This window comes from Octadecabacter antarcticus 307 (assembly GCF_000155675.2).
Taxonomy (GTDB): Bacteria; Pseudomonadota; Alphaproteobacteria; order Rhodobacterales; family Rhodobacteraceae; genus Octadecabacter; species Octadecabacter antarcticus.
On record NC_020911.1, the window covers coordinates 1651601 to 1676858 of the forward strand.

26 protein-coding genes and 1 pseudogene are annotated in these 25258 nt (G+C 56.6%); 13 read left to right on the plus strand and 14 right to left on the minus strand.

Features of this window, described 5'->3' with window-relative positions:
* Nucleotides 1-63: 63 nt before the first annotated feature.
* The 10 genes and pseudogenes from OAN307_RS31185 to OAN307_RS08510 form a co-directional block, all read right to left on the minus strand.
* Nucleotides 64-498 carry an AMP-binding enzyme gene (locus OAN307_RS31185; RefSeq protein WP_408634942.1) on the minus strand — a complete coding sequence of 145 codons (435 nt, stop codon included), beginning with the start codon at nt 496-498 and terminating at the stop codon, nt 64-66.
* A pseudogene (locus OAN307_RS08480) lies at nt 496-1572 on the minus strand (AMP-binding protein); the annotation flags it as partial. The gene OAN307_RS31185 and the pseudogene OAN307_RS08480, both read right to left, overlap by 3 nt.
* 240 nt (nt 1573-1812) lie before the next feature.
* A complete protein-coding gene (locus tag OAN307_RS08485) occupies nt 1813-2001 on the minus strand; it encodes an STAS domain-containing protein (protein WP_015499364.1) in 189 nt (62 codons plus the stop codon).
* A gap of 113 nt (nt 2002-2114) precedes the next feature.
* Complete coding sequence (locus OAN307_RS08490) at nt 2115-3158, minus strand: succinylglutamate desuccinylase/aspartoacylase family protein (RefSeq protein WP_015499365.1); 1044 nt, start codon at nt 3156-3158, stop codon at nt 2115-2117.
* Nucleotides 3155-3661: an ATP-dependent zinc protease family protein gene (locus OAN307_RS08495; protein ID WP_144055538.1), complete on the minus strand. Its 507-nt coding sequence runs from the start codon at nt 3659-3661 to the stop codon at nt 3155-3157. Before OAN307_RS08495 ends, OAN307_RS08490 begins: the two co-directional genes overlap by 4 nt.
* A 115-nt stretch (nt 3662-3776) precedes the next feature.
* The gene (locus tag OAN307_RS31625) at nt 3777-3902 is read right to left on the minus strand and encodes a hypothetical protein (RefSeq protein WP_275450643.1); all 126 of its coding nucleotides are present in this window, start codon (nt 3900-3902) and stop codon (nt 3777-3779) included.
* A 1-nt stretch (nt 3903) separates the two neighbouring features.
* Nucleotides 3904-4230, minus strand: a complete 327-nt coding sequence (locus OAN307_RS31630) for an ATP-grasp domain-containing protein (protein ID WP_333783215.1) — start codon at nt 4228-4230, stop codon at nt 3904-3906.
* A 252-nt stretch (nt 4231-4482) separates the two neighbouring features.
* Nucleotides 4483-4611, minus strand: coding sequence for a hypothetical protein (locus OAN307_RS31635; RefSeq protein ID WP_245541001.1), 129 nt, complete (start codon nt 4609-4611; stop codon nt 4483-4485).
* A gap of 82 nt (nt 4612-4693) precedes the next feature.
* Entirely contained in the window at nt 4694-4867 is a 174-nt protein-coding gene (locus OAN307_RS28900; protein ID WP_015499367.1) for a hypothetical protein, read from the minus strand.
* A gap of 402 nt (nt 4868-5269) precedes the next feature.
* The gene (locus OAN307_RS08510; RefSeq protein WP_044043440.1) at nt 5270-5473 is read right to left on the minus strand and encodes a hypothetical protein; all 204 of its coding nucleotides are present in this window, start codon (nt 5471-5473) and stop codon (nt 5270-5272) included.
* On the opposite strand from OAN307_RS08510, the gene OAN307_RS08515 reads away from it, so the two are divergent.
* The 6 genes from OAN307_RS08515 (at nt 5472) to OAN307_RS08540 (ending at nt 12327) form a co-directional block, all read left to right on the plus strand.
* Nucleotides 5472-6362 carry a LysR family transcriptional regulator gene (locus tag OAN307_RS08515; RefSeq protein WP_044043442.1) on the plus strand — a complete coding sequence of 297 codons (891 nt, stop codon included), beginning with the start codon at nt 5472-5474 and terminating at the stop codon, nt 6360-6362. The two genes, OAN307_RS08510 and OAN307_RS08515, sit on opposite strands and share 2 nt — an antisense overlap.
* 87 nt (nt 6363-6449) lie before the next feature.
* A complete protein-coding gene (locus OAN307_RS08520) occupies nt 6450-6917 on the plus strand; it encodes a formate dehydrogenase subunit gamma (RefSeq protein WP_015499370.1) in 468 nt (155 codons plus the stop codon).
* Complete coding sequence (locus tag OAN307_RS08525; RefSeq protein ID WP_015499371.1) at nt 6914-8431, plus strand: formate dehydrogenase beta subunit; 1518 nt, start codon at nt 6914-6916, stop codon at nt 8429-8431. The genes OAN307_RS08520 and OAN307_RS08525 overlap by 4 nt, the downstream gene beginning before the upstream one ends.
* On the plus strand, nt 8428-11316 hold the full coding sequence (fdhF, locus tag OAN307_RS08530; RefSeq protein WP_015499372.1) for a formate dehydrogenase subunit alpha: 2889 nt from the start codon (nt 8428-8430) through the stop codon (nt 11314-11316). The genes OAN307_RS08525 and fdhF overlap by 4 nt, the downstream gene beginning before the upstream one ends.
* Nucleotides 11313-12119 (plus strand): formate dehydrogenase accessory sulfurtransferase FdhD, encoded by an 807-nt coding sequence (gene fdhD / locus OAN307_RS08535; RefSeq protein ID WP_015499373.1) that lies wholly within the window; start codon nt 11313-11315, stop codon nt 12117-12119. Before fdhF ends, fdhD begins: the two co-directional genes overlap by 4 nt.
* Entirely contained in the window at nt 12109-12327 is a 219-nt protein-coding gene (locus OAN307_RS08540) for a formate dehydrogenase subunit delta (RefSeq protein WP_015499374.1), read from the plus strand. The genes fdhD and OAN307_RS08540 overlap by 11 nt, the downstream gene beginning before the upstream one ends.
* A 127-nt stretch (nt 12328-12454) precedes the next feature.
* Here the strand turns inward: OAN307_RS08540 and OAN307_RS08545 are convergent, their stop codons facing one another.
* From OAN307_RS08545 to OAN307_RS08555, 3 genes are all read right to left on the minus strand, one after another.
* A complete protein-coding gene (locus OAN307_RS08545; RefSeq protein ID WP_044044576.1) occupies nt 12455-15757 on the minus strand; it encodes an error-prone DNA polymerase in 3303 nt (1100 codons plus the stop codon).
* Between the two features lie 147 nt (nt 15758-15904).
* Nucleotides 15905-17788, minus strand: a complete 1884-nt coding sequence (locus OAN307_RS08550; RefSeq protein WP_245541002.1) for a Y-family DNA polymerase — start codon at nt 17786-17788, stop codon at nt 15905-15907.
* Between the two features lie 33 nt (nt 17789-17821).
* Nucleotides 17822-18517: an ImuA family protein gene (locus tag OAN307_RS08555; RefSeq protein WP_015499377.1), complete on the minus strand. Its 696-nt coding sequence runs from the start codon at nt 18515-18517 to the stop codon at nt 17822-17824.
* A gap of 189 nt (nt 18518-18706) precedes the next feature.
* On the opposite strand from OAN307_RS08555, the gene OAN307_RS29830 reads away from it, so the two are divergent.
* From OAN307_RS29830 to OAN307_RS08575, 5 genes are read left to right on the plus strand one after another with little or no spacing between them, the layout of a single operon-like run.
* Entirely contained in the window at nt 18707-18952 is a 246-nt protein-coding gene (locus tag OAN307_RS29830) for a hypothetical protein (protein ID WP_245541003.1), read from the plus strand.
* On the plus strand, nt 18925-19692 hold the full coding sequence (locus tag OAN307_RS08560; RefSeq protein ID WP_245541004.1) for a hypothetical protein: 768 nt from the start codon (nt 18925-18927) through the stop codon (nt 19690-19692). Before OAN307_RS29830 ends, OAN307_RS08560 begins: the two co-directional genes overlap by 28 nt.
* On the plus strand, nt 19682-20455 hold the full coding sequence (locus tag OAN307_RS08565) for a ThiF family adenylyltransferase (RefSeq protein ID WP_015499378.1): 774 nt from the start codon (nt 19682-19684) through the stop codon (nt 20453-20455). Before OAN307_RS08560 ends, OAN307_RS08565 begins: the two co-directional genes overlap by 11 nt.
* Nucleotides 20452-21648: a hypothetical protein gene (locus OAN307_RS08570; RefSeq protein WP_015499379.1), complete on the plus strand. Its 1197-nt coding sequence runs from the start codon at nt 20452-20454 to the stop codon at nt 21646-21648. The genes OAN307_RS08565 and OAN307_RS08570 overlap by 4 nt, the downstream gene beginning before the upstream one ends.
* Complete coding sequence (locus OAN307_RS08575) at nt 21645-22613, plus strand: nitroreductase family protein (protein WP_015499380.1); 969 nt, start codon at nt 21645-21647, stop codon at nt 22611-22613. The genes OAN307_RS08570 and OAN307_RS08575 overlap by 4 nt, the downstream gene beginning before the upstream one ends.
* A 29-nt stretch (nt 22614-22642) precedes the next feature.
* On the opposite strand, the gene OAN307_RS08580 is transcribed toward OAN307_RS08575, so the two are convergent.
* Complete coding sequence (locus tag OAN307_RS08580) at nt 22643-23914, minus strand: cytochrome-c peroxidase (protein ID WP_044043444.1); 1272 nt, start codon at nt 23912-23914, stop codon at nt 22643-22645.
* A gap of 27 nt (nt 23915-23941) precedes the next feature.
* On the opposite strand from OAN307_RS08580, the gene OAN307_RS08585 reads away from it, so the two are divergent.
* Both OAN307_RS08585 and OAN307_RS08590 read left to right on the plus strand, forming a co-directional pair.
* Entirely contained in the window at nt 23942-24436 is a 495-nt protein-coding gene (locus tag OAN307_RS08585; RefSeq protein ID WP_015499382.1) for a tetratricopeptide repeat protein, read from the plus strand.
* Complete coding sequence (locus OAN307_RS08590) at nt 24415-25245, plus strand: hypothetical protein (RefSeq protein ID WP_144055539.1); 831 nt, start codon at nt 24415-24417, stop codon at nt 25243-25245. The genes OAN307_RS08585 and OAN307_RS08590 overlap by 22 nt, the downstream gene beginning before the upstream one ends.
* Nucleotides 25246-25258: the final 13 nt, after the last annotated feature.

A 25258-nucleotide genomic window follows, 5' to 3' on the forward strand; every position in this document is an offset into this window, starting at 1 on the left:
ACGGCACCTGACGTCGTTGCCAACTGGATTTTGGCCCAAGACAGATAGCGCTGAAGAGCGTGGCTAATCTTCCGCCGCAACTTGATCGCGCAGCAGCCGCCGCAGGATTTTACCGGACGCTGATTTCTGAATCTCATCCACAAATCTGATCTGGTGTAGCTGCTTATACGTCGCGAGGTTCGCTTGAAAATGGGCATGAATAGTTGCCTCATCCGGCCCACCGTCGGCACCGATCACAAATGCAATCGGCAATTCGCCTGCCTCATCATTCGGTAGTCCGATAATGGCGGCGTCCGTTACGCCGTCCATTGCGATCAGCGTGGCCTCCAGTTCCGCAGGGGCGACTTGGAAGCCTTTGTATTTAATTAACTCTTTCAGGCGATCGACGATGAACATGTAGCCATCGCTGTCAATGCGCGCGATATCACCGGTGCGCAGCCAACCGTCATCGGTGATCGTTTCGACAGTCGCGTTGGCGTTATTAAGGTAGCCCTGCATAACTTGTGGGCCTTTGACCCAAAGTTCGCCTTCGCCGTCAACTCCCAACACCTCACCGCTGTCAGGATCGAAAATTTTGCTTCTCGTGTTTGGAATAGCAACGCCAACTGCTCCGGAGCGTGGTGCGTTACTAGGCACAAGGTGGGACACGGGGCTGAGTTCGGTCATGCCGAACCCTTGCAATACGGTGCAGCCCAGCCGTGCTGCCAGAGTGTCCGTCAACTCCACGCCAGAAGGGGCCGCAGCGATAAACACCTGATCAAGTGCGCTAAGGTCATAATCGTCCACCAGCGGATGTTTGGCCAATGCGATGGCAACAGGTGGTACGACCCACATGCGCCGCGCGCTGTGATCCTGACTGATCTGCAAGAACGTCGCCAGATCGAAACGCGGCATTGTCACCAACGCGCCGCCCCCAGCCAGATGCACGTTCATTAGAACGGTCATGCCGTAGATAGGAAAGAACGGTAGGAACGCCGCTGTGATCTCACCGCGTTGAAAATCTGCGGCAACGATAGATTGATCCACATTGACCACCAGATTGCGGTGCGACAGCATCACGCCTTTGGGCAACCCCGTGGTGCCCGATGAATAAGGCAAAACCAGTGTATGACCGTTAATATCGACGGGGACCTGCGCGGCCATCGGATCACCGAACAGACCCATCACATTGGCGACAAGCCCCAAAATCGGCAACATGAGCACCAGCGCGAGAATGCGCGGCACGAACAATATGGTCGCTGGATCAAGACCAAGACTGCGCATTGCGTCAATTTCTTCACGCATCTTCATCGACCCAATGGCGGCGGTGAACGCAGACGCTGTGCGACCCGCAACAATAATCGACGTGAGCAAAATACCTAACTCACGCAAAATATAAACCGCGATAAGATCAACAACGAACACTTCTGCGCCAAATTGTTTCAGCTGCGTTGACCCCTGAAAGGCCAACACGACGCCAATCAAGAACGCCATCAACGCAACGATTGGCACGGCCTTTAGCCCGACTTCCTGGCAGTGGTGCACCAATGCGGTCAGGCGGAATTCCTTTGGATGGCGAATAGAGCGGGCGAGCCGCGACAAGAACAGCCCGAAGTAGCCGATCAGTTTGAGGACGAATTTGACGGCGTTCGTCGTGGAACTGCCGATATCGGCCACCCATTCGATCAGGCCACCCGCGACGACCGGGGCAGGGGTTACGACAGGCATCGCATCTGTCACGGTTATCAGCAGGCTTTCAGGGCCGATCCCCGCGCCGCTTATCTCAAGACGCTGACCTGCGGTTTCAAGGCGCGCGCGCAGCGACGCAAAGGCTCACGCCGCACTGGTGTCAAACCGTGTGACGCCGGACAAATCGGCATGCACTGTACGGTCCATCGGCAATGTTGCAAAATCAGCTACAAGTTGGGTGACATAGGGCAACGTTATCGCGCCGCGCAGGGTCATCGTGACGGCGGCGTTGGTTGATGTAATGTTTATATCTGGTTGAATTTCGTCGGTCATAATCGAGACAATATGCAGTTAATCAGGGCGCGAAAAGCGGCAATTGATTGGTTTAGGGTTCATATCGCGGCCTGTTGGTCGCGGTTTACTGATCTTTCGGGTGACGTGCGTCGTTAAATAATCTGATCCTCGTCAATCAGCGGATCGGACATCAATTGCCCGCTCATCTCATCCATCATGTCTTCAGCTTGGGTGAGCGATCTCACCCGCGCAAGATGGAACAACGCGTCGCCTTCATTGATGATTGGCATCAACGCACGTCCGACGATTATCCCACCAAAAGGCGCTAGTATCTCAATCTCCTCGCCGCCAAACGGGTCGGCGACAGCTGCCAAAAGATCTCCTTTGGCAACTACATCGCCCTCGGCACGAAAGATACGCAGCAGACCACCAGCCGGTGCACGCACCCAGCTTGAAGACTCGCAAAGCTGTGATAGCATCTTGGTTTTCGCAATGCCTTTGGACGAAATCATGCCGATGTGGTGCATCACCCGCAACACGCCAGCGACGCCGGCGCGAATGGACATTTCATCGAACCGCAAGGCTTCGCCAGCCTCAAACAGCAGCACATCTTTGCCAAGGGCGTCGGCAGCGGCGCGCAGTGATCCGTCGCGCAGGTTTGATTGCAGAATGACTGGCGCACCGAAAACGCCAGCCAGTTTTGCCGTTCGCGCGTTGTCGGCTGATATCCGGATTTGGGGCAGGTTCGTGCGATGGATGGCGGCCGAATGCAGATCAATGCCAAGATCGCAGCGCGCCACAACTTCGGTCAGAAAGATATGCGCTAATCGACAGGCGAGCGATCCCGCCGTGCTTCCGGGGAAGGATCGGTTCAAATCACGCCGGTCCGGAAGATAGCGTGACCGATTGATGAACCCGAAGGTGTTCACAATTGGGACCACAATCAACGTACCACGTAGCGTCCGCAGGTTGGGCGCGCGCATCAAGCGGCGCACAATTTCAACGCCAATAATTTCGTCGCCGTGAACGCCCGCGCTGACAAATATAATTGGCCCGTCATTCTTGCCATGCATGACATGGGCCGACATGGTAACCGGGGTGTGGTCCGACAGAACGCTGACCGGAAGATGGACAGTTTGGCTGGTCCCAGCTTGGATCGTGACGTCACCAATTGTGAATGGCTGGCGGGTTGTCATTGCGGGGCGTCCTCTATCAACTTGGTTTTTGGGCGACGTTGTTTGTTGGAAAACGACGCCAAATGCGCTTTGCGCGTGTGGACGGCGATGTTTTGCCCCTTAAGCGCTGTGCGCCCGACGATCATCGCGAATGTCATACTTGCGCGGTCTGTCAATGACACGGTGATGGGCCAGCTGCGACCACCAAGCTGGAAGGTCGTGCGGATTACAACGCGTTCTTCCGGCACACCGCCGGTGTTTTTAATGTGGCGAATGTCATAGATTGGTGCCTCAATATCTACGCCGTCTTCGGTTTCTGTGATCTTCACGTGGAATCGCACCCACGGTGTGTCATCACGACTAAACTGTTCAATCTGCGTTGCATGCAGCGCGGATGTCCGCGCGCCAGTGTCGATTTTTGTGCGGATATTCATCAGGCCAATATTAGGCAAATCGATATGTTCGATCCATCCGATCACCACCAATTCTGGCTTTGGCGCCTTCGGTTTGAGTTTTTTAATCATCTTGGACGTTGCTACTTTATTCAATCGGCACACCACCGTTTTACATGGTTTAACGGCGTGAACCATCATAGATTCACCCCGATTGTTTTTTCAATACGTAGTGCAGATCGCTAAATTAAACTTTGCTTTTGGTCTTTGTCGCACCGAGTGTAACGGTATTTTCAAGGTGCTCGATCATCAGTCCAGCAACATCTAGACCTGTTGCCTTTTCGATGTCTTCCAGACCGAAGGATGGGCTCAACTCATGACGACGCCACTGTGGTTGGCGCGCAACATATCAACACCGCAAACCGCAAGCCCCATCGACTTGACCTTATCGACTTGGCCGCACGTATCGCAGTTGATCGTTCTTCTGGTGATATCGTGATCAATTGCGCAGAACCACCACGATGCGGGTTTGAGCGGAATTCACCTTCCCCGCCTGTGCGTTTCATAACCGCGACGATCTTGCCACCAACGACAATCGCGCGGATGTCGGTCCCAGCGAATTCCTTAATGAATTCTTGCGCCAGAATGTTTACGGTTGTGCCGCGGAACGCCTCAATTACCGACTTTGCGGATCGTTCAATGTCGGCAAGGACCGCACCGGTACTTTTTGTGTGCCCTCAAGCAGTTTAATGATCACTGGCGCGCCTCCCGCAAGTTTCGCAACCTCGCCTGGCTTGACTGGCATTGTGTGCGAACTCAGTGACCGGCAGGCCGAGACCATTACGCGCCAGCAGCTGCATGGACCGAAGTTTGTCGCGTGAACGGCCGATGCGCAGAATGACGGCATCGTAGCCTTTCAAAGACTCGCCGTTGAAATAGATTTTAGGACGGCGCTATGCGATGTTCATGTAGCAACTCTGCGTCTTGATCACGTCAATCGTGTGACCGCCTGCTTCGGCAGTTTCAATCAGCCGCTGGTGCAAATAAAGTTTCGCATTCTTGCACATAAGTGCGATTTTCACCGGTCTTTCTTTTCACAGTCTATGAGTATTCAGTTGTGAATTTTTATGGTTTTGGCGTCCAGACTGGCTAGGTCACGACGCCTCAGTTTTGGATCATGCCAAGGTGGGTAAACTGACGCAGCACTGTCCAATAGGCCGCGTCTGGATCGTCGTCGCGTTCTTGATCTGCCCCTAGGTTGATCGTGGTATCATCAAAAATTATAGATGGGATACAGCTTGCGACGTTAACCTGCTGTTCAGCAGGTATCCGGTCCAATGCATTGAGATATAGATAGCCCTAGATCCACGGCAATGTCAGCAGTTAGATCAAACGTCGCTACAAAGCGTCAATGATTATTGACGGGGCGGCAAACATTGCGCTTGGCTGGGTCTGTCGCCGCCAAAGTGAACACCGTAGGCTACGTTGCTTTGCGGTCGACTTTAGTGTGCACTTCGCTTTGGCGTTGTAGGCCAAATCCACAGCCTTGGAGTGCATTTCTTTTTGAAAAGGTTTTTCAGGTGTCTTTGGTCGGTTCATTCCGTCTCCACAAAATTGCATTGGGAGTTTCGCTTCGCGGGGTGCTCGAGCAGCAAACCAAGACCGATAGCACCCGTGGTGGGGAAGGCAGGATTGCGGCGCACTAATCGCTGCTTGGTCTGCAACTTGATTCAGTTGATCTTAAGCAGTGTTGGCGATCTCATTGCCGCGTTTGGCGGTACGGGCGGCGGCTTTCGGACATTTGGGCATTGGCCCTTGCGCGTCACGGGTGTCTGGCACTGGTTGAGGCGCAGTTGCAGGAGCCGTAATAACGGAACGAACAGACCTTGCGGCGCGTCGCGCGGCGGGGTTTGATAGGACATTCCAATCGAAAGCCGCCCCCATGATCGACAAACTTGAAATGTTCATTGCTCTCGCGCGCGAGGAACACTTTGGCCGCGCCGCACTCGCACAGGGGGTCGCGCAACCGACGCTGTCTGCAGCGATCAAACAGCTTGAAGACCAGCTTGGCGTGATGCTGGTCTGGCGCGGGTCGCGCTACCGCGGCCTCACGCCCGAGGGGCAACGCGCCTTGGTCTGGGCGCGCCAGATCGTTGGTGATGCGCGCACTTTAAGGCAAGAAATGCGCGTTGCACGGATGGGTCTGTCAGGTGATTTGCGGCTGGCCGTCATCCCGACCGCGTTGACCGTCGTGGCCGAACTGACGGCAGAGTTTGGCGATGCACATCCGAATGTGCGATTTTCTGTGCAATCCAAGACGTCTGCGCAAATCCTGTCTATGCTCGACAACCTCGAAATTGATGCGGGGCTGACATATCTGGACAATGAACCACTTGGCCGCGTGACGACTGTGCCGTTGTATGCCGAACGTTATGTATTGGTCGCCAAGGCAGGTCATCCGCTGTTGGCGGGACCGGTTAAATGGGGCGATTTGGGCGGGGTGCCGCTGTGTCTGCTGACGCCGGATATGCAGAACCGCCGCATCATCACGCAGCATTTGTTGCAAGCCGGGGTCGAGGTCACGCCGCAAATCGAAGCATCGTCAATCGTTGTCCTCGTGAGCCACGTTGTGCGCAGCAATCTGGCAACGATTCTCCCGATCCGCGCAGCTGAGATTTTTCTGAAGGGTGACGATCTGGGTGCAGTACCGCTGATTGATCCCGACGCCAGCCATGTCGTCGGCCTCGTGGCACCGCACCGCGAACCCTTTACCCCTGTTCTCGCGGCTCTTTTGGGCCATGCGAGGTCGCTTTCGGAACTTGACCACAGTTGATAGGTTTTGCCTATCAATAAACGGAATAACGATATTGATTACCCGCGCGAAAAGCATGACAAGGGCGTTACCAAGGGGAGACGCCACATGGCCGACGCAGCGACCACCGAAATTATGCAAGACATTCTTGCCCGCCACAGCGTGCAAGAAGGCCCGCTTTTGCCAATTTTGCATAGCGTTCAGGCAGAATTCGGGTTCATCCCAAGCGACGTGGTGCAGATCATTGCAGACCACCAAAATATCACCCGGGCCGAAGTGCACGGTGTGATTTCGTTTTATCATGATTTCCGTGATGCCCCGGCGGGCAAACATACCATCAAGATTTGTCGCGCTGAGGCGTGTCAGGCGGTTGGGTCCAATGCGTTGTCCAAGCGTGTCTTGGAAAAGCTCGGCGTCGACTGGGGTGGCACCACAGCGAACGGGGCTGTCACAATCGAAGCGGTCTACTGTCTTGGTCTATGCGCCTGTGGGCCTGCGGCGATGGTTGACAATAAGGTCGTCGGACGGGTCGATGCTGCCAAGCTGGACAAGCTTTTAGCTGAGGCAGGCGCATGAAGATTTACGTTCCTCTTGATAGTGCCGCCAAGGCGCTGGGTGCAGACGACGTGGCGGCCACGATCCGCAGCCAAGCTGCGATCCGTGGCCTTGATGTCAACCTCATCCGCACCGGCAGCCGCGGCATGATCTGGCGTGAGCCATTGGTTGAAATTGAAACTGATCAGGGACGCGTTGGCTACGTCGCCGTGGACATCGCCGATGTGCCTGCGTTGCTGGACGGTACGCTCGAAAGCATTGGGCTGGTCGACGAATTGGACTGGATGAAGGGCCAAACGCGTCTGACGTTCCAACGCTGTGGTGTCATTGACCCTTTGTCGTTGCCCGATTACGAAGCGCACGGGGGGCTTGTTGGTTTGCGCCGCGCAATTGCGATGACGCCAGCGGATATTGTCGGTGAAGTCACGACATCCGGTCTGCGCGGACGCGGCGGAGCCGGGTTCCCGACGGGCATCAAGTGGAACACGGTTCTGGGGGCGAAAGCCGATCAGAAATACATCGTGTGCAACGCTGATGAAGGTGACAGCGGCACGTTTGCCGATCGCATGATCATGGAAGGCGACCCATTCACCTTGATTGAGGGTATGATTATTGCGGGCCTCGCGGTTGAGGCGACGAAGGGCTACGTCTACCTGCGCTCCGAATATCCTGACGCCATTGATATCATGGACAAAGCAGTGGTTCTGGCGCGGCATGCGGGCCTCTTGGGTGCTGACGTCCTCGGCTCTGGACGTAGCTTTGACATGGAAATTCGCGTTGGCGCGGGGGCCTATGTTTGCGGTGAAGAAACCTCACTGTTGAATTCCCTCGAAGGCAAGCGCGGTGTGGTTCGTGCCAAGCCACCGCTGCCCGCGCTTGAAGGGTTTCTTGGTAAACCAACGGTCGTGAACAACGTCATTTCGCTGGCGACAGTGCCAGTGGTGATGGAAAAAGGTGCGCAACATTACGCGGACTTCGGCCTTGGCCGATCCAAGGGCACGATCCCGATCCAGATCGCGGGCAACGTTAAGTTTGGTGGCTTGTATGAGACAGCGTTTGGCATGCCGCTGGGCGATTTGGTCGACAAAGTCGCGGGTGGGTCGTTGTCTGGCCGCCCTGTGAAAGCCGTGCAAGTCGGCGGGCCACTTGGCGCGTATATGCCACGTTCAAAGTTTGAAACACCGTTCGGCTATGAAGAATTCGATGGGCAGGGCGGGCTGATCGGCCACGCCGGAATGGTTGTTTTTGATGACAGTATCGACATGCTGGGAATGGCGCGTTTCGCAATGGAATTCTGCGCCGTCGAAAGCTGTGGTAAGTGTACGCCGTGCCGCATTGGTGCAGTGCGCGGCGTCGAAACAATTGACCGCATTGGCAAGGGCGACACGGCGGCGATCGAGCTGTTGGAAGACCTATGTGAGACCATGAAAGACGGCTCACTTTGCGCGCTTGGGGGCTTCACGCCATTTCCCGTCCTCAGTGCATTGCACAATTTCCCAGACGACTTTGCGGCCAAAAAGGAAGCAGCCGAATGAAAGATTTTATCATCCCAACCCGCTCGGACATGGATATGGGTACGCCCCGTTCCAAGTCAACAGACATGGTCACGTTGACGATTGATGGTTTTGACGTGACGGTGCCGGAAGGCACATCCGTCATGCGAGCCTCCGCTGAGGCAGGCATCGCGGTTCCAAAACTTTGCGCCACCGACAGTGTTGAGGCGTTCGGGTCGTGCCGTTTGTGTGTGGTCGAAATCGAAGGTCGCCGTGGCACGCCGGCGTCCTGTACCACGCCTGTTAGCGCGGGAATGGTGGTAAAAACCCAGTCCCCCAAGGTCAAAAAGATCCGTAAAGGCGTGATGGAATTGTACATTTCAGATCATCCACTGGATTGTCTGACCTGTGCCGCAAATGGCGATTGTGAATTGCAAGACATGGCTGGAATGGTCGGTTTGCGCGACGTCCGCTACGAGGCGGTTGCCAACCACTTTGAGGCGCGTGACAGCTCGGGTGATATCAACAGCCAGTTTATCCCCAAAGACGATTCCAACCCGTATTTCACCTATGATCCGGCCAAATGCATCGTCTGTTCGCGTTGCGTGCGCGCCTGCGAAGAGGTGCAGGGCACGTTCGCACTGACCATCGAAGGCATGGGGTTCAATTCTCGCGTGTCCGCTGGTGCTGGCGGTGACGATTTTATGTCATCTGATTGCGTATCCTGTGGTGCCTGCGTGCAGGCCTGCCCGACGGCGACGTTACAAGAAAAATCTGTGATCGAAATGGGCACGCCCGAACGCTCTGTTGTGACGACCTGCGCGTATTGCGGCGTTGGTTGTTCGTTCAAAGCGGAACTGAACGGTGACGAACTGGTGCGCATGACGCCATATAAACATGGCGAAGCCAATCGTGGGCATTCCTGCGTCAAGGGACGTTTCGCATGGGGCTACGCCAACCATTCAGACCGTATTTTGAATCCAATGATTCGCGACAAGATCACCGATCCGTGGCGCGAAGTCAGCTGGGACGAAGCGATCGGTTTCAGCGCGACCAAGCTGCGCGATTTGCAGGCCAAGCACGGCGTCAAATCTATCGGTGGCATCACGTCCAGCCGTTGCACGAACGAGGAAACGTACCTTGTTCAGAAAATGATCCGATCAACCTTTGGCAACAACAACACCGACACTTGTGCGCGGGTTTGTCATTCGCCAACTGGTTATGGGCTGAAGACAACGTTTGGCACATCCGCTGGCACGCAAAACTTTGATTCCGTCGAGGAAACTGACGTAATTATTCTGATCGGTTCCAACCCGACCGATGGCCATCCGGTGTTCGCAAGCCGTATGAAAAAGCGGATGCGCCAAGGCGCCAAGCTGATCGTAATAGACCCGCGTCGTACCGACATTGTGCGCTCTGCCCACATCGAAGCATCCCATCACTTGCCGCTGCTTCCGGGGACGAACGTGGCCGTGTTGTCATCGATTGCGCATGTCATCGTCACCGAGGGCCTGATGGATGAGGATTTCATCCGTACCCGTTGCGACTGGGATGAATTTGCGCATTACGCAGAATTTATCTCCGATCCGCGCCATTCCCCAGAAGCGACCGCAATGCTGACAGGCGTCGATGCAAATGAACTCCGTGCGGCGGCCATTTTGTTCGCCACCGGCGGCAACGGGTCGATCTATTACGGCCTTGGCGTGACTGAACATTCGCAAGGGTCCACAACCGTCATGGCCATCGCCAACCTCGCGATGATGACGGGCAACTTGGGTAAAAACGGCGTTGGTGTTAACCCGCTGCGTGGCCAAAATAACGTGCAGGGAGCCTGCGATATGGGGTCATTCCCCCACGAATTGCCGGGCTATCGCCACGTATCCGACGACGCGACCCGCGAAGTGTTCGAAAAAATCTGGGGCACCACGATTGACCCCGAACCCGGCCTGCGCATTCCCAATATGTTGGACGCTGCCGTCGATGGTACGTTCAAAGGCATCTACATTCAGGGCGAAGACATTCTGCAATCAGACCCGGACACAAAACACGTTCAAGCGGGTCTTGCGGCGATGGAATGTGTCATCGTTCACGACCTGTTTTTGAACGAAACGGCGAACTATGCGCACGTCTTCTTACCTGGCTCCACGTTCTTGGAAAAAGACGGCACATTCACCAATGCCGAACGCCGCATCAACCGCGTGCGCAAGGTCATGGCCCCGAAAAACGGCTATGGCGACTGGGAAGTCACGATGTTGCTGGCCAACGCCATGGACAGTGGCTGGACCTACACGCACCCCGCCCAGATCATGGACGAAATCGCAGCGACGACACCAAGTTTCGCTGGCGTAAACTATGAAATGCTAGAAACTCGAGGATCAGTTCAGTGGCCTTGCAACGAGAAATTTCCGAACGGTGCGCCGATCATGCACGTTGACGGGTTCGCGCGTGGCAAAGGCCAGTTCATCATCACCGAATACGTTGCAACGGATGAAAAAACCGGCCCGCGTTTCCCGCTGTTGCTGACCACGGGGCGTATTCTGTCGCAATACAACGTTGGCGCGCAGACGCGGCGCACAGAAAACAGCGTTTGGCACGAGGAAGACCTTCTTGAAATCCACCCGCATGACGCCGAGGTACGCGGCATTCGCGACGGTCAATATGTGCGCCTGGCGTCGCGTGCAGGTGAAACTCAGCTTAAGGCGCAGATCACAGATCGTGTGTCCACTGGGGTTGTCTACACGACCTTCCACCATCCTGACACGCAGGCCAACGTCATCACCACCGATTATTCGGACTGGGCGACGAACTGCCCTGAATACAAAGTGACTGCAGTGCAGGTCGCGCTTTCCAACGGCCCGTCGGATTGGCAGGAAGATTACAACGCACAGGCTGCCAATTCGCGGCGCATTCTTCCGGCCGCTGAATGACAGGTGCGCGCTCCATTAATGCTCATGTCGTGAGCAATGGCCGCGCTATTACGGCCACCCGGGCGCTGCCCGAAGAAGTGCCGGTGGCGCTTGTGTACAACGGCACAACGCAAGCAGTGATGATGGCCACGCCGAGTGATCTCGAAGACTTTGGGCGTGGGTTCACGCGTACTGAAGGTTGGGGCGAAATCGACAGTGTCGAAGTCGTTGCGCACCCTAACGGCTTTGAGCTACAGATGTGGCTGCCCGAAACGCAAGCGGAAACACTGAGCCTGCGCCGCCGCGCCATGGCGGGTCCGGTGGGCTGTGGGTTGTGCGGCATCGACAGCTTGGATCAAGCGGTACGCGCTGTGGCGCCGGTGACGTCCGATCTGGCACTTTCACCCAGCGACGTGGCGCGCGCCATGCGCGATCTGCGGGCAGGGCAAACGCTGCATGACAAAACACGCGCGGTCCATGGCGCTGGATTTTTTGTTCCAAATCGTGGTCTTATGACGGTTCGCGAAGACGTGGGTCGCCACAATGCCCTTGATAAACTTATCGGCGCGACCCCTGACTGCTCACATGGTGCGCTCGTTTTGACGTCACGCGTCTCGGTCGACATGGTGCAGAAATCTGCCATGGTGGGCGCATCTGTGGTCCTCGCCGTGTCCGCCCCCACAACCCTTGCTGTCGCAACTGCGCAAGCGGCCAACATCACGCTCGTGGCCCTCGCTTGCGACGACACGTTTGAAATTTTCACCCATTTCCACCGCATCCATCTGCCCCCCTTCCAAACCAAAGAGGCCTCCGATGTCGCCTGACAAAATCAACCGGATGATCAATCAAATCGCGACCTTCTTTGAAAGCCAACCCGACGCCGACAAAGCGGGCCGCGTCGCCGATCACCTAAAAGAATTCTGGGAACCACGCATGCTCGACTTCCTTGCAACCCATATCAAAAATGGTGGCGATGGCCTCAGCCCGCTCGCGCTCGAAGGCTCCAAACGCGTGCTAGGTCGATCCGCTTAAGTTTGTCTTTGTCTCGAATATACCCTGGGGGGTGAATTGGCGCAGACAAGAGGGGGCAATGCCCCCTGCGCCCCGCCCACCGCAGGTGCCCCACCAAAAGTGCGCGCAGGTCACGATCATCCCACCTTCAATGAAAATCCCGACTTTTTGGAATAATCCGCACGTCTCGCGGATGCCGCCCTGACGAGGCTGGCAGGGGGTGTGCCACACGATTGGCATGCGCCACTGTTGTTGCCATGCCTTCGGGTGAAAGGCGCAACAACGCGTCGGATCGATCCTCCAAAGTTTCAGCCACCACGTGAATGACGTCCACATCGCGCTGCACATACCCATGGATGACCAGCAATCGTGATTGCATGACCACGCGGCGAAACTGTTGCATCACCGATGGCCAGACGACCAAATTAGCGACGCCAAATTCATCCTCAATCGTGATGAAACACACGCCCTTGGCCGAGCCGGGGCGCTGGCGGATCAACACCAGCCCCGCCATAGATATCTTCTGCCACGCACGACTGGTCTTCAGTTGCGTGCAGTCGGTGTAACCCTGTGTTGCCAGTGACCTGCGTAAAAACGCCATTGGGTGCTTTTTCAGGCTCAGCCGCAATGTCTGATAGTCTGCGACTACCTGTTCACATACGGGCATCGCGGGCAGGGCGACGGGGGCTTCCTTGCCTTCATCCCGCGTGCCTTGAAACAGCGGCAAATCGGGCGCATCGCGTAGTGCCGATGCATCCCACAGTGCTTGGCGGCGATCCAGAAACATCGACCGCAACGCATCGGCCTGTGCAAGTCGGCGCACATGCGGTGCTGTCAGGCTTGCGCGGTCTTGCAGCGCCTTTAAATCGCGAAACGGCGCGTCGCGCGCGTTTACCAAACGCGTTGCAGCATCGATCTGGAATCCGGTGATTTGACGTAGGCCCAATCGCAGCGCAAACCCGTCTTGTGATGGTTCAAGCGTGCTGTCCCAATGGGAATAATTCACATCTGGCGGGCGAATTTCGACGCCGTGATCCTTGGCATCTCGCACCAGTTGTGCGGGCGCATAAAACCCCATGGGTTGCGAATTCAGCAGCGCTGCGCAGAACGCATCTGGGTAGTGACACTTGAGCCAGCTTGACACGTAAACCAATTGCGCAAAGCTCGCCGCGTGGCTTTCTGGGAAGCCATATTCGCCAAAGCCCTTGATTTGATCAAAACAGCGCTGTGCGAAATCTTCGTCGTAGCCGCGCCGCACCATGCGCCCGACCATCTTGTCTTGCAGCAGTTCAATCGTACCGCGCGAGCGGAATGTTGCCATCGCCTTGCGCAGTTCATTGGCCTCGGCAGGGGAAAATTCCGCCGCCTCAATCGCGACCTTCATCGCCTGTTCTTGAAAGATAGGGACGCCCAGCGTGCGCCCCAAGATGTTTTTCAACTCCGCTGGATCATGGGGCGGGCCGGGGGACGAATATGTGATGACTTCCTCGCCGTTGCGACGCCGCAAATACGGGTGCACCATGTCGCCTTGAATAGGACCAGGGCGCACGATCGCAACCTCGATCACCAGATCATAAAACGTGCGTGGCCGCAGGCGCGGCAGCATGTTGATCTGGGCGCGGCTTTCCACCTGAAATACCCCGATACTGTCGCCTTTGCACAACATTCCATAGACGCGAGGGTCTTCTTGCGGGACAGTCGCAAGGGTGAATTTCGTTCCATAATGTGCGGATATAAAATCAAAAGACTTTCTGATGCAGGTCAGCATCCCCAGCGCCAGTATATCCACTTTCAAAATACCAAGCGCGTCGATGTCATCTTTATCCCATTCAATAAACGTACGCTCCGGCATCGCGCCATTGCCAATCGGCACCGTTTCAGTGAGTGCGCGTTCCGTCAGGATAAACCCGCCCACGTGTTGTCCCAAATGGCGTGGCATGCCGATCAATTGCCCCGCCAATAAAACAGTGCGCCGCAGCACTGGATCGCTCATATCCAAACCCGCTTCGCGCGCGTGCTCGCCGTCCACATCCCTACCCCATGACCCCCAGATTGTTTTGGCCATGGCGCCTGTGACGTCCTCGGATAGCCCCATGGATTTGCCGACCTCGCGGATCGCTGAACGCGGACGATAATGGATCACCGTGGCGCACAGGCCGGCCCGCTCGCGGCCGTATTTGGTGTAGATATGCTGAATGACTTCTTCGCGCCGCTCATGCTCGAAATCGACATCAATGTCGGGCGGTTCGCGGCGTTCCTCACTGATAAACCGCTCAAACAGCAGGCTGTGCTGCGTCGGGTCCACAGCCGTGATCCCCAAAACATAACAGACCGCGGAATTGGCGGCTGATCCACGCCCTTGGCATAGAATTTCCGGCTGTGCGACGTTGCGTGCAAAGTCGATAATATCGTGAATGGTCAAGAAATACCGCGCGATATCAAGCTTTTCAATCATCGCCAGCTCTTTGCGCAGCACCGCTTTAATGGCATCGGCTACCCCGTCTGGATACCGCCATGCGGCGCCCTTCCATATCAACTTCTCCAGATACTCTTGTGGCGTCATATCCTGCGGGATCACTTCGCTTGGGTATTCATAAGACAACTCGCCCAGATCAAACGCAATCGCATCGGCGACGTCACGCGTGGCACGGATCGCGTGGGGCCACTGGGTGAACAGGCGTTGCATTTCGGCTGGTGATTTCAGATGCCGTTCGGCGTTGGGCTGCAGCCGTGACCCTGCATCCACCAGCGTGCAGTGTTCACGAATACAGGTCATAATATCCTGCAACGGGCGGCGATCGGGCGCGTGATACAGCACTTCATTGCTCGCCAGCAGGCGCAGCCCGTGCTGGCCTGCCAAGGCGTCCAACCTGTTGATGCGTGCGTGATCGTCGCCGCGATATAGATAGGACGCCGCCAAATAACGCATTTGTGGCAAGGCCTTACAGAGCCGCTTTAACCCGCGCCCATAGGCTTCCACATCGTCACTTGGAACGGCAATCAGGATTAACCCATCGGCGTGGGTCGCCAAATCTGACAACGTCAGATCGCAGGCACCCTTGGTTTGCCAATTGCCATCCACATCCGCCATCCGCCCCTTGGAAATCAGCCGCGACAGCCGCCCATAGGCTTGCCGATCAGTCGGATACACCAGAAACGCCTCACCACTCACAAGCTCAACGCGCGCCCCGATTAGGGGCCGCAATGCCGCCTTTCGCCCCTGCGACCAAATACGCACAACCCCCGCCAAAGTGTTGATGTCTGCCACAGCCAAACAATCATACCCCAGCGCCCACGCCGCCTGTGCCAGATCAACCGCATCCGATGCCCCACGCAAAAACGAAAAACACGTGCACAGCCCCAACTCGACATAGCGCGCGCGTGCATTGGGCGTAAAATCGCCGTCCTCGGGTAGTGTGTGGCGCGGATGAGAATGATCATTCTCGGGCATGGCCATATACGCCATTCACAGCTTCTTTGGTTCTCAAATACCGTTTTTCTTGCGCACCTGTTGAATTTTGCGCAGCAAAGTTCAACGAGGTGCGCCCCCGCCCACCACAGGCGTCACACCCATGGTGTGCGTAAAGCCAAACGCCCCTCATGCAAAAATCCCCTGCACACACCAACGCGGCGCACCGCCACGACCATCGCCCGCAATCCCTTCGCGAAACAGCCAGTAGCGGCAACCATTTTGGTCCTCGATGCGGTAATAATCACGCAACCGCGTGCCGGGGCGATCCGCCCACCATTCCGGCGCGATCCGTTCGGGGCCTTCAAAGCGCACGACTTTATGGGTCAGACGCCGCCACATGAACTGTGCAGGCGGGCCTTCGGGCACGGCGTAAAGCACGCGGATGTCTTCGGGTGGCTGCAACAGCCGCAACGGTCGGGGCCGCTGGTGCGCGGGCAGGGACGCGCCGTCCGGTGCCATTGCCGCTTGCCAGCCTTCGCGACGTTCGGGCACGTGGCTGTCGCGCGGCGCGGGGCGACGAATGTTGTCCGCGCCAAACTTGGCCGACAGCCGGTCAATCAGGCGCGCCAGTTCTGTGCCGCCATCCGCATTTTGTCTGGCCCCCCCCTCAATGCGGGTTTGCACCAGTTGCACATGTTCCACAACGCTGGCGTCCAGTGTGATCAGATCAAAGCCAAAGCCGGGGTTCAGCCGCTCAAGCTTGCCGTCAAATAGCCGCAGGATATGCGCGGGATCGCGGCTCGCTTGGCTGGTCGCCACACTGATCCGGTCCACATCCCCATCCGTGCGATAGATCGTCAGCGTCACCCGCCGCGCGCCACAACCCTGCGCATGCAGACCCGCGCATAACTCCTGCGCCATATCAGGCATATAGGGTTCAGGGTCTAGAACAGGCTCCGCCAAGTTCGATTGTACGCTAAAGCGTGGCGGGTCGTCGGGGCTTTGCAGCGGTTCAGCCGTCCGCCCCATCATCTGATCCAGACGCAGCAGTGGATTTTGCACCAACACTGCCTTTTGGAACCGCCGTGCCAGTGACAATCGCGGCACATTCGCCAGCGCACCGACGGTTTTTAGCCCAAACCGTTTGAGCAACAGCACCGTATCCCCCTGTAGCCGCAATGCAGCCGTGGGCATGGGCGCTGTGCGCTGTGCCAACTCGTGCGCCAAGCAGACTTCGCGCACGCCGCCAAACCGCGACAGAGCCCATGCCGCCCCGTGGGTTGGTGCTGTGGCCAGATCGGTCTCCAGCCCTATCGTGGATAGTTTACCTTCAATCTCGCGCAGCATCGCCGCTTCGCCACCCCACAGATGGTCCGATCCCGTGGTGTCTAAAATCAACCCATTTGGCCCATCCAAAGCCGACCAAGGACACCAGCGCCGCACCCAAAGCATCAACTGTTTGAGCGCCGCTTGATCACCCCCCACATCGGCAAATTCAACACGTAATTCAGGACACAGCGCGCGCATATCCACGACGCGGGCCCCGATATGGATGCTGGTCTGATCTGCCGCACGGTTGGTGGCGTGCACCACAGGGCCGTGCGGCCCCTCAACAGCCAGTGCCACGGGAATTTCAGGCGGCGGGGCCTGCCCGGTGCTATCCATATGCCGTTGCCAGCGATTGATCGTCAGACGCGGAAAATGCAGCGCAGTGATCCGGCGCGCGAGCGGGTCTTTGTCATTGGACGGAGTGAGCGCACAAGATGCGACGCCCACCCGCCCACCCTTTTGGGTGTCGGTAAGTCTACTGGATATTGCCCCCCGCAAGCGGGGCTCGCCCACGAACGTGAAACTTTCTTCCACAACACGGTCTTGCGCAGGCAGGTCGCCCGTCCGTGGATCAGCAGGTTTTGGTGTCATCGCCCGTTGCAAAGCCTCGATCGCATGCGCCAGCATGTCGGCGGTGTCATTTGCCTTTATAGGCGGGTCCGCCGGTGGGATGTCTGCCGATGGTGTGTGCGAAGCAGGCGTTGGAAAGGGCAGGACGGGCAGCTTGTCCTCCCGCCTCATCGTGCTGCGGGCCTTGGCCGTTGCGTGCTTGGTTTAGGCATTGCGTGCCTCGTGCATGGGGCGGCCTTCGACGCGGTAATCAAGGTATAGACCATTTTGATCTCTTGCGACCCAATCCCCCGGCGTGCCCCAGCGTGAGCGGAACAAGTGCGCGCGCCATAGCGGTTGACCGGGGGCGTGCATGTTATCTGCGTTGGGCAGGGACGCCAGTGACGACAGCCGCCAGCGAGCGCGGGCTGCACTTAGATTGGCATGTGCTGCGCGCCGGATCAGCCACGCGGGGACCGAATAGGCTTCTGACCTGAGTGCGAGCCGTTTGGATGCGGTAAAATCAAGCGCAGGCGGATCACCCCAAACCTCGCCCACCACAGCGCCCAGTGTGGCGCAGCCCAGCCCCTGTTCCATCGCCCAAAGCACATCAATGGGTTTGGACACATCGACCCGCAAAATATCTATGCCATGCGGTAGTCCAGCCATGCAAATCACCCCTGCTTCGCGCCGCGACAGATGATCAGACACCCACAAAACGGGCCCCTTTGTGGTGTTCAATTGTGCCAGCATAAACGCCAATGCCGCACCATCGGTTACAGTTTCGCTGAACACCTCACGCAGGGTCGGTTGCGCGTCAGCCTCCCCCTTACGGCCAGCCGTTTCCGCCCGCTGCATCAGCAGGTCGGTCGCGGATTTGAGGGTGGGGGCCGTTTTTAACAGATTTGGGGCTCTGCGCATCTGAGTCTCCAGTAATAATGTTCTTGTTATGTTCTAGATTTAAGACCTGCTTTGGTCAAGTGTGATTGCCGCAAAAAGGTCAGGCTTTCCACGCTTGCCTGCCATCACGCGCAGCCATATCCTAGGGTTAATCCAGTCTATCGTTACCCCAACGGATAAACGCGGCAGGCCCAGTATGATCGGACCCATATGATCGGACCCATCCTCAAATTGCTCCGCCGAGAGCACATGGACGTTAGCCTGCGCAACGGACGTGACCGCGTGGTGCGCATTATGGAACGCCCGGGTCGCTGGATGTCGCAGGCTGATTTGCAGGCACTGACACAAGATTTGCGCACTATTGCGGCGAAAACGCTGGATACAAGTAGCCTGACCTATGGTGTGTTCGCGGGGGGGGGCGCGACCGCATGCGTGACACCATCATCACGCTGGTAACTCTGCGCGACGGTACGCCAATTGCTTTTAACCCGCTGGTGATTATGACGCTTGATACCCAGCCTGAGCCCACCGATGTGCTGCATCTTGGTTTGGTCATGGTGGATCCTGATCAGCGATCCAGCGGGCTTGCTTGGGTGCTCTATGGCCTAACGTGTTTTCTGCTGTTTGTGCGCAACCAATTCCGCCTGCTCTGGATTTCCAACGTTACACAGGTTCCCGCCGTTGTTGGCATGGTGTCAGAGATGTTTTCCGACATTTGGCCACGGCCTGACGCAGATCGGCGCACGTTGAACCATGTGTTGATGGCGCGCCGCATCATGACGTGGCATCGCCATGTGTTCGGGGTGGGCGATGACGCCGAATTCGACGAGACGCAATTTGTGATTACCAATGCTTATACCGGCGGGTCAGATGACCTCAATAAGACATGGGATCAGGCACCCAAGCACCGTGACGCGATTTTTAACGACTTCTGTGCCGCCGAACTGGATTACACCCGCGGCGATGATGTGCTGCAACTGGGGCGCATGGATTTGCCTGCGATCCGGCGCTATCTGTCGCGTGACGTCCCCAAAACTGCGATGTTTGGCGTACTGTCCACGGGCATTTACGTGGCTCTTCGACGGTTGATCCTGCCCATGTTCTACTGGTCTGACAGCACACGACACTTCTCGATTCTGCGGCCTGCCAAAGACACATATTCCTCGCGCCATTCAGGGGACGACCATGATGTTTGATTACGCCGAATTCACCTCGCGAAACATTGGCTTTGTGACGCTAGATGAGCAAGCCAAACTGCGCGGCGCGTGTATCATGTGGCTGGTGCTGGCAGGGATCGGCGAGCTGATCATTATCGTTCTGGACGAATTTGAGATCAGTAACCTGAACCGTCAAGTCTTTGCATTTGATCACACAATGAACCAGCACAAGGCCGAGGCGACCCCACAAATAGTGGGCCAAATCAATCCTAAAATTGAAATTGAGGTCCATCATGGCGATTGGACGGACACTATTGATGCAGGGGTCGAACGGCCCGTGATTGTGGTGAATAGCACCGATGATCTCAGCGCGCGCGGGCTGGAGAAGTCGGTGATAAACGCCGATACATCGCCGCCGCCATCGGTCTATGTGACGGGGCCTAACGATCAAAAATACAAGGACCGTTTTGGCAACCCAACTGTCGAAACGGATTGGGACAAAATTACTGACGATCAGCGATCAAAAGCATTTAAAAAGGAATCTGAATGGGTTGTTACCCATTCCTCATACAGAAATTACATCGATCCGAATATTGTCGGCGACGCTGTGGCGGGCAAACGGCCCCGCATGTCATTCGCGCCAATGGTCATCACCACGTGTCAGTTGATGTGCTACGAAGTGGTGAACGCAATCCTTGGTCGCGGGTATTTCTTCAACCCTTACATGGCACGAATTGAACGTTCCAAACCGGAAATTATGCGCCTGATGGGGCGTAAGGTCTTGATCGGATTGATGCAATGACGCTGGTGGCATCTGACACAGGCAATCTTTTCTTGTCGCTGGCGGCCCTCGCAGGGTTGTTGATCTTGCAAAGTGTGATCTGCGCGCGCGATCCGTGGGAGCCGCTGAACAGGCGCTTCCTGTTTGGCCTTCGCGTCATGGCGATGTTGTTCGTAGGACGCGCATTTCTCATTCTGACTGGCGCAGACTTCTTTCGATTTTTCATTCTGTTAGGGGCCGCTCTTATACCAATTTCCGTGCTGGTTTTGGCCGAAGGATTGCTGCGCCGCCATGCACCACAATGGGCCAAGGTTTGGGTTGGTTGCGGCACAATTGTCTTTTTTATCTTGTCATTCTGGTGGTCTGACAGCATTGATCCACCGCGCCTGATGGGACTTCTCGCCTTTCAACTCAGCGGGGTTTTCATTGGGGCATGGCTGGTTTTGACCCGCAACAGGTCCAGCCTGACAGTCGCTGAAAACCAAACGGTCGAACGGTTGGCGCTGTCGTTGTTTCTGCTTGTTCCTTTGGCTGCTGCTGACTTTTTTATGATTCATCTGGCCCCCCCGGCACAAATATCAGCCTTGGGGCTGCTGTTCTTTTGCTGGCTTACTGTCAGCATTGGCCGCTCTCAGGCGCACCACCGCGCGCCACTGTTATCGTTTCTCGCAATCGTCATAGGTGCAGGTCTGTCGGGATTTGTGGTGGCTGATATGGTCGGCATGGACAAAGACGCAACGATCCTGACGCTGGTCGTCATCCTTGCAGCTGTGCCGGTTGCGGTGCTGTTTATTGAGGCGCAAACCCTGCGGTCCGAAGAACAATCGCAAACCCTGCTACATCACCTCGCCGAAGACCGATCCTGCGATGCATTGGGGTTCCTGCGAGGGTTGCAAGCGCACCCTTTGGTTGAGGGGGCCGCGCTGATTGACAACGCGCAACTGGCAGACCTCGAGGCAGCTGTTTTGCGCCACATCTTTACCATCTGCCCCGTGCTGCGCCGCGCTGATCCGCCCTTCAGTGATGGCGCGCAAGGCGATCGCATCACCCACCTGTTTAATCTGTTCAACGCCAGCCACATCCTGTTGGCTGATAACGCGCCAATGACCCTTGTGGCGCTATCGACGCCGTCATTGGCAACATCGCCACGGGCGGAACTTGAACTTGTGGCAGTGCAACGCATGGCGCGGCTGATCTCACGGTCAACCCCATGATATCGCAAGAGGTATTTGAGGGCTGCGTGACGCGCGCTGCCCTTGCGCCGACCGTCCACAACACCCAACCCGCCCGCTGGGTCCGTGACGGGGACGCGCTGTCGTTGTTTTGCGATACCAGCGTCGGCCTACTGGTTGGCGACCCCAAAGGGCGCGACGCGGCCCTGTCGTGCGGCGCTGTACTGGAGGCAATGGTGCTGGCGCTGTCCGCCCACGGCATCGCAGCCCACGCAACCTTGACCGACAAAGAGACAGCACCTGGTCAGGGCCTTGTTGCGGTCGCGCATTTGACCATGTCACACGGGTCCGACGACGGGCTGCACGCCCAACTTGAACGCCGTTTCACGTGGCGCGGTCCATTCGTACCGCAGCCTGCGGAACTGTACGGCTGGACCCGCGCAGATGCCCGGATGATCATGGACCTGACAGGTCGTGAATGGATCGCTGAGCGCAACGATTGGGCAAGCTTTGAGATTATGCAGAACCCTGATTTTCGCCGCGAACTGGTCAGCTGGATGCGGTTTAGCGACAGGCACCCGCGCGCCGGACTTGACGGGATGAACTGTGCGTCAATGCGAATGAGCCGTGGCGAGGCCCGCGCAGCACCCTTGGTTCTGATCAAATTTTGGTGGTTTTTGAACGCGATTGGTTTCACCAAAGGCCTTACATCTGAACACGAGGTGACATTGACTGCACCGGTTATAGCATTGTTTCACAGAGATATTATGGAAAACCCTGTTGCAAGCGGTCGGGCCTATCTTCGCATGTGCCTTGAGGCGGCATCCTTGGGGTTTGCGGGTTGGCCGATGGCCGCAGTGTCGGACCACCCAAGCACACATACACAGGTCTGTGACAGGTTCGGCATCGCGTCTGACCGCCGTCTCGTTCAGGTCATCCGCTTTGGCAGTCCCAAAGGAGATACGCCGCCGCGTTCAAGACGCCCCTTGAGCGAGGTTTTGCGCTAGTCGAAGTTTAAATTAGTTGACGTTTTAAACTAGTCGACTGGCAAACCGCTGGGCACTGTCGCGGGTCGCCCAAGCGGGCGTTCCTGCGCGGTGTCACCAGTTAAAGCATGAAGAAACGCTTCTATATCAGCGACTTCCGCCGCAGTCATGGCCACAGGATTGATGTCCAAAACCGCCTGCTGACGTGCCATTTCACGGCTGTCCTGCTGGATTGCGAAGTCAACACCATCCATCCACGGTGCGACGGGCAACGCTGCCATGTCGGTTGTCCAAGCGGCGCGGGCGGCAACTGGGTCGCCGTGGTGGCGTATCATGTCGCCCAAAGTCGGATATGCACCGTTATGACCATAGGGCGCCGTCAGCGCGACGTTGCGCAAGGACGGTGTGCGAAATCTGTAAGCATCTGATAATAAATCCGTTTCCCCCATTCGCCCGACATCGCGTGGCATTTTATCAAAGAGGCGTGTGCGCCCTGGTCCAAAGGCTGGCAGGCCGAGGGCGTGAAAGGTCTGGTCGGTGAAAAGTGGCCCACTGTGACAGCCCGCGCAACCAACTGCGCCAAAGAACAAGTGTCGGCCACGTTCAGCGCTGGCGGGCAGGGCCGTACCGGTCAGCCACGCATCATAGGGGCTGTCAAAACTGCGCCATTCAGTCGTGATAAACGCCGCCATCGCATTGCCAATTTCAACAATTGTTATGTCGGGTATTTCGGTAACATTATCAAAGGCTTCAATGAATAACCTGACGTATTCAGGCTCTGCGTGGATCCGCGCTTGGATGATGGGCCACGCGGCATCAATTCTATCGTGGGTGGCGCCTGCGATGGCGTTTTCACCGGGGTTTCCGGCCATTTCGAATTGTGAGGTAAGGGGGAACAGGGATTGCGCGGCGACGATGTTGTCCAGACCCATCGGGAGCCATTCTTCGGCAGGGGAATCAAAGCCGTTGCCGAACTGATCGGACACCTCAAGCCGGCCATCCCAAAAGAGCACGTCGATAGAATTATGCCCTATATTCCAAAGGCTTGGTGCGTTTCTTGGGATGCGCTTGCGGATGTCTTCGGCGGTGCGGTCCGGCCCGACACCGATGCCGCCTTCGCCAATGCCCAGTGACAGCCCGTCGCCACCCGCTTGGTCATGATGATGACAGGTACCACAGGATATGTTCCTGTTTCCACTCAATATTTTGTCGTAGAATAACAATTGTCCAATGCGGGCTTGCGCTTGGTCGGCGTCCACGAAATCATCCATCGAAATCGGGTCCGCCACAGCCGCGCCAGCCCCCCAAATAAGGAGGCACATCGCGTGCACCACTTGTACACAACTTGTATGACTCTGCGACGTACATTTCATGGATTCATTTTGGCAGGTTTGATGGCGACCTCAAGCCCTGTCTTTGCCGCTGATCTGGAAGACGCCCGCGATCTGATGGAAGCGGGGGAGTTCGTTGCGGCGCGCGCGCAGTTCGAGGTTCTGGCGCGATCCGGCAATGCTGACGCCGAAGAATGGATCGGAGTGATGTACGCGCTGGGGCTTGGCGTGGCGCGCGACGATGAACGCGCGTTTGAGTGGTACCTGCGCGCGTCGATGAAGGGGCATCCGGGGGCGCAATCCGGGATCGGCTGGTATTATGAGTTGGGCCGCGGAATGCCTGCGCCCGATCTGGTGCGGGCGTATCTGTGGTATGCGCTGTCCGCGATTGGCGGCGACATCGATGCGCCAGACAGTCTTGAGGCGTTGACGCCGAGAATGAGCGCCGAGCAGCGGGCGCGGGCGCAGGTGTTGGTGGATGATTACAAGGTGTGGATGTATCCGTTTCGGTAGAGGGAGATGAAAAAGTGGATTGTTGGAATTCAGTTACTTTTGACGATGAACTTAAGTCAATCCTAGACGCTAATGCGGAAGTGATCTTTAGCTACTGGGACGAAGACAAGCGTCTCATGGAGCGGCATCTTACAAGTGAACCTTATGAAAGCCTCTTATCCAATCCTTATAGCCAGCGGTACAATCAAGTTCTTGAAAATCAATTATTGAAAGCACTGGCACGCCGCAAGATAAGAGTTTGGCACTATGCCAGAATGACGGATAATGAAGTCGAGTTGATAAAACAGCGTGTTATGCTCTCAACTTTGCCGGGACTTCGAGCCCGCTTGGACAAGCTTGTTTCGGATGGGCTGCTGACCGATGTGCAGGCCAACGAAATCTTCCAGACAAGTCCATTTCAGAACCAATCAGATATCAGAGCAGGCAAATTCTACGCAGTAACGATCCCTGTTCCTGCGAGAACGGCAGGAACCGAAGATTTGCTGAAGTTTTGGGGTGGGGAGTCGGCATATTTCCGTTTCTGTGATGGACCAATCTTAAAATCACTTGCAAAGATTGGTAATCCTCGGATTTTCGAGGTTGAAATTAATCTCCGAGACAGCGTGAATGCCTACGCAGTCGCAGAAACCGTTTTAAGGGCAGAAGCAGTGCGCCTAGGTGTGAACTTAATAATAGACGGTTCAGACATTGCTGTACGTAACCAATGCAATGATATTAGAGTAATTCGTGCGCATACCTGCGGTGATGAACTGTTTGAATGTGTTGGCAATTCATACCCTGATGGTTGCGCAGTGCTGCCAAGACGATGAACCGAGCAAGCGG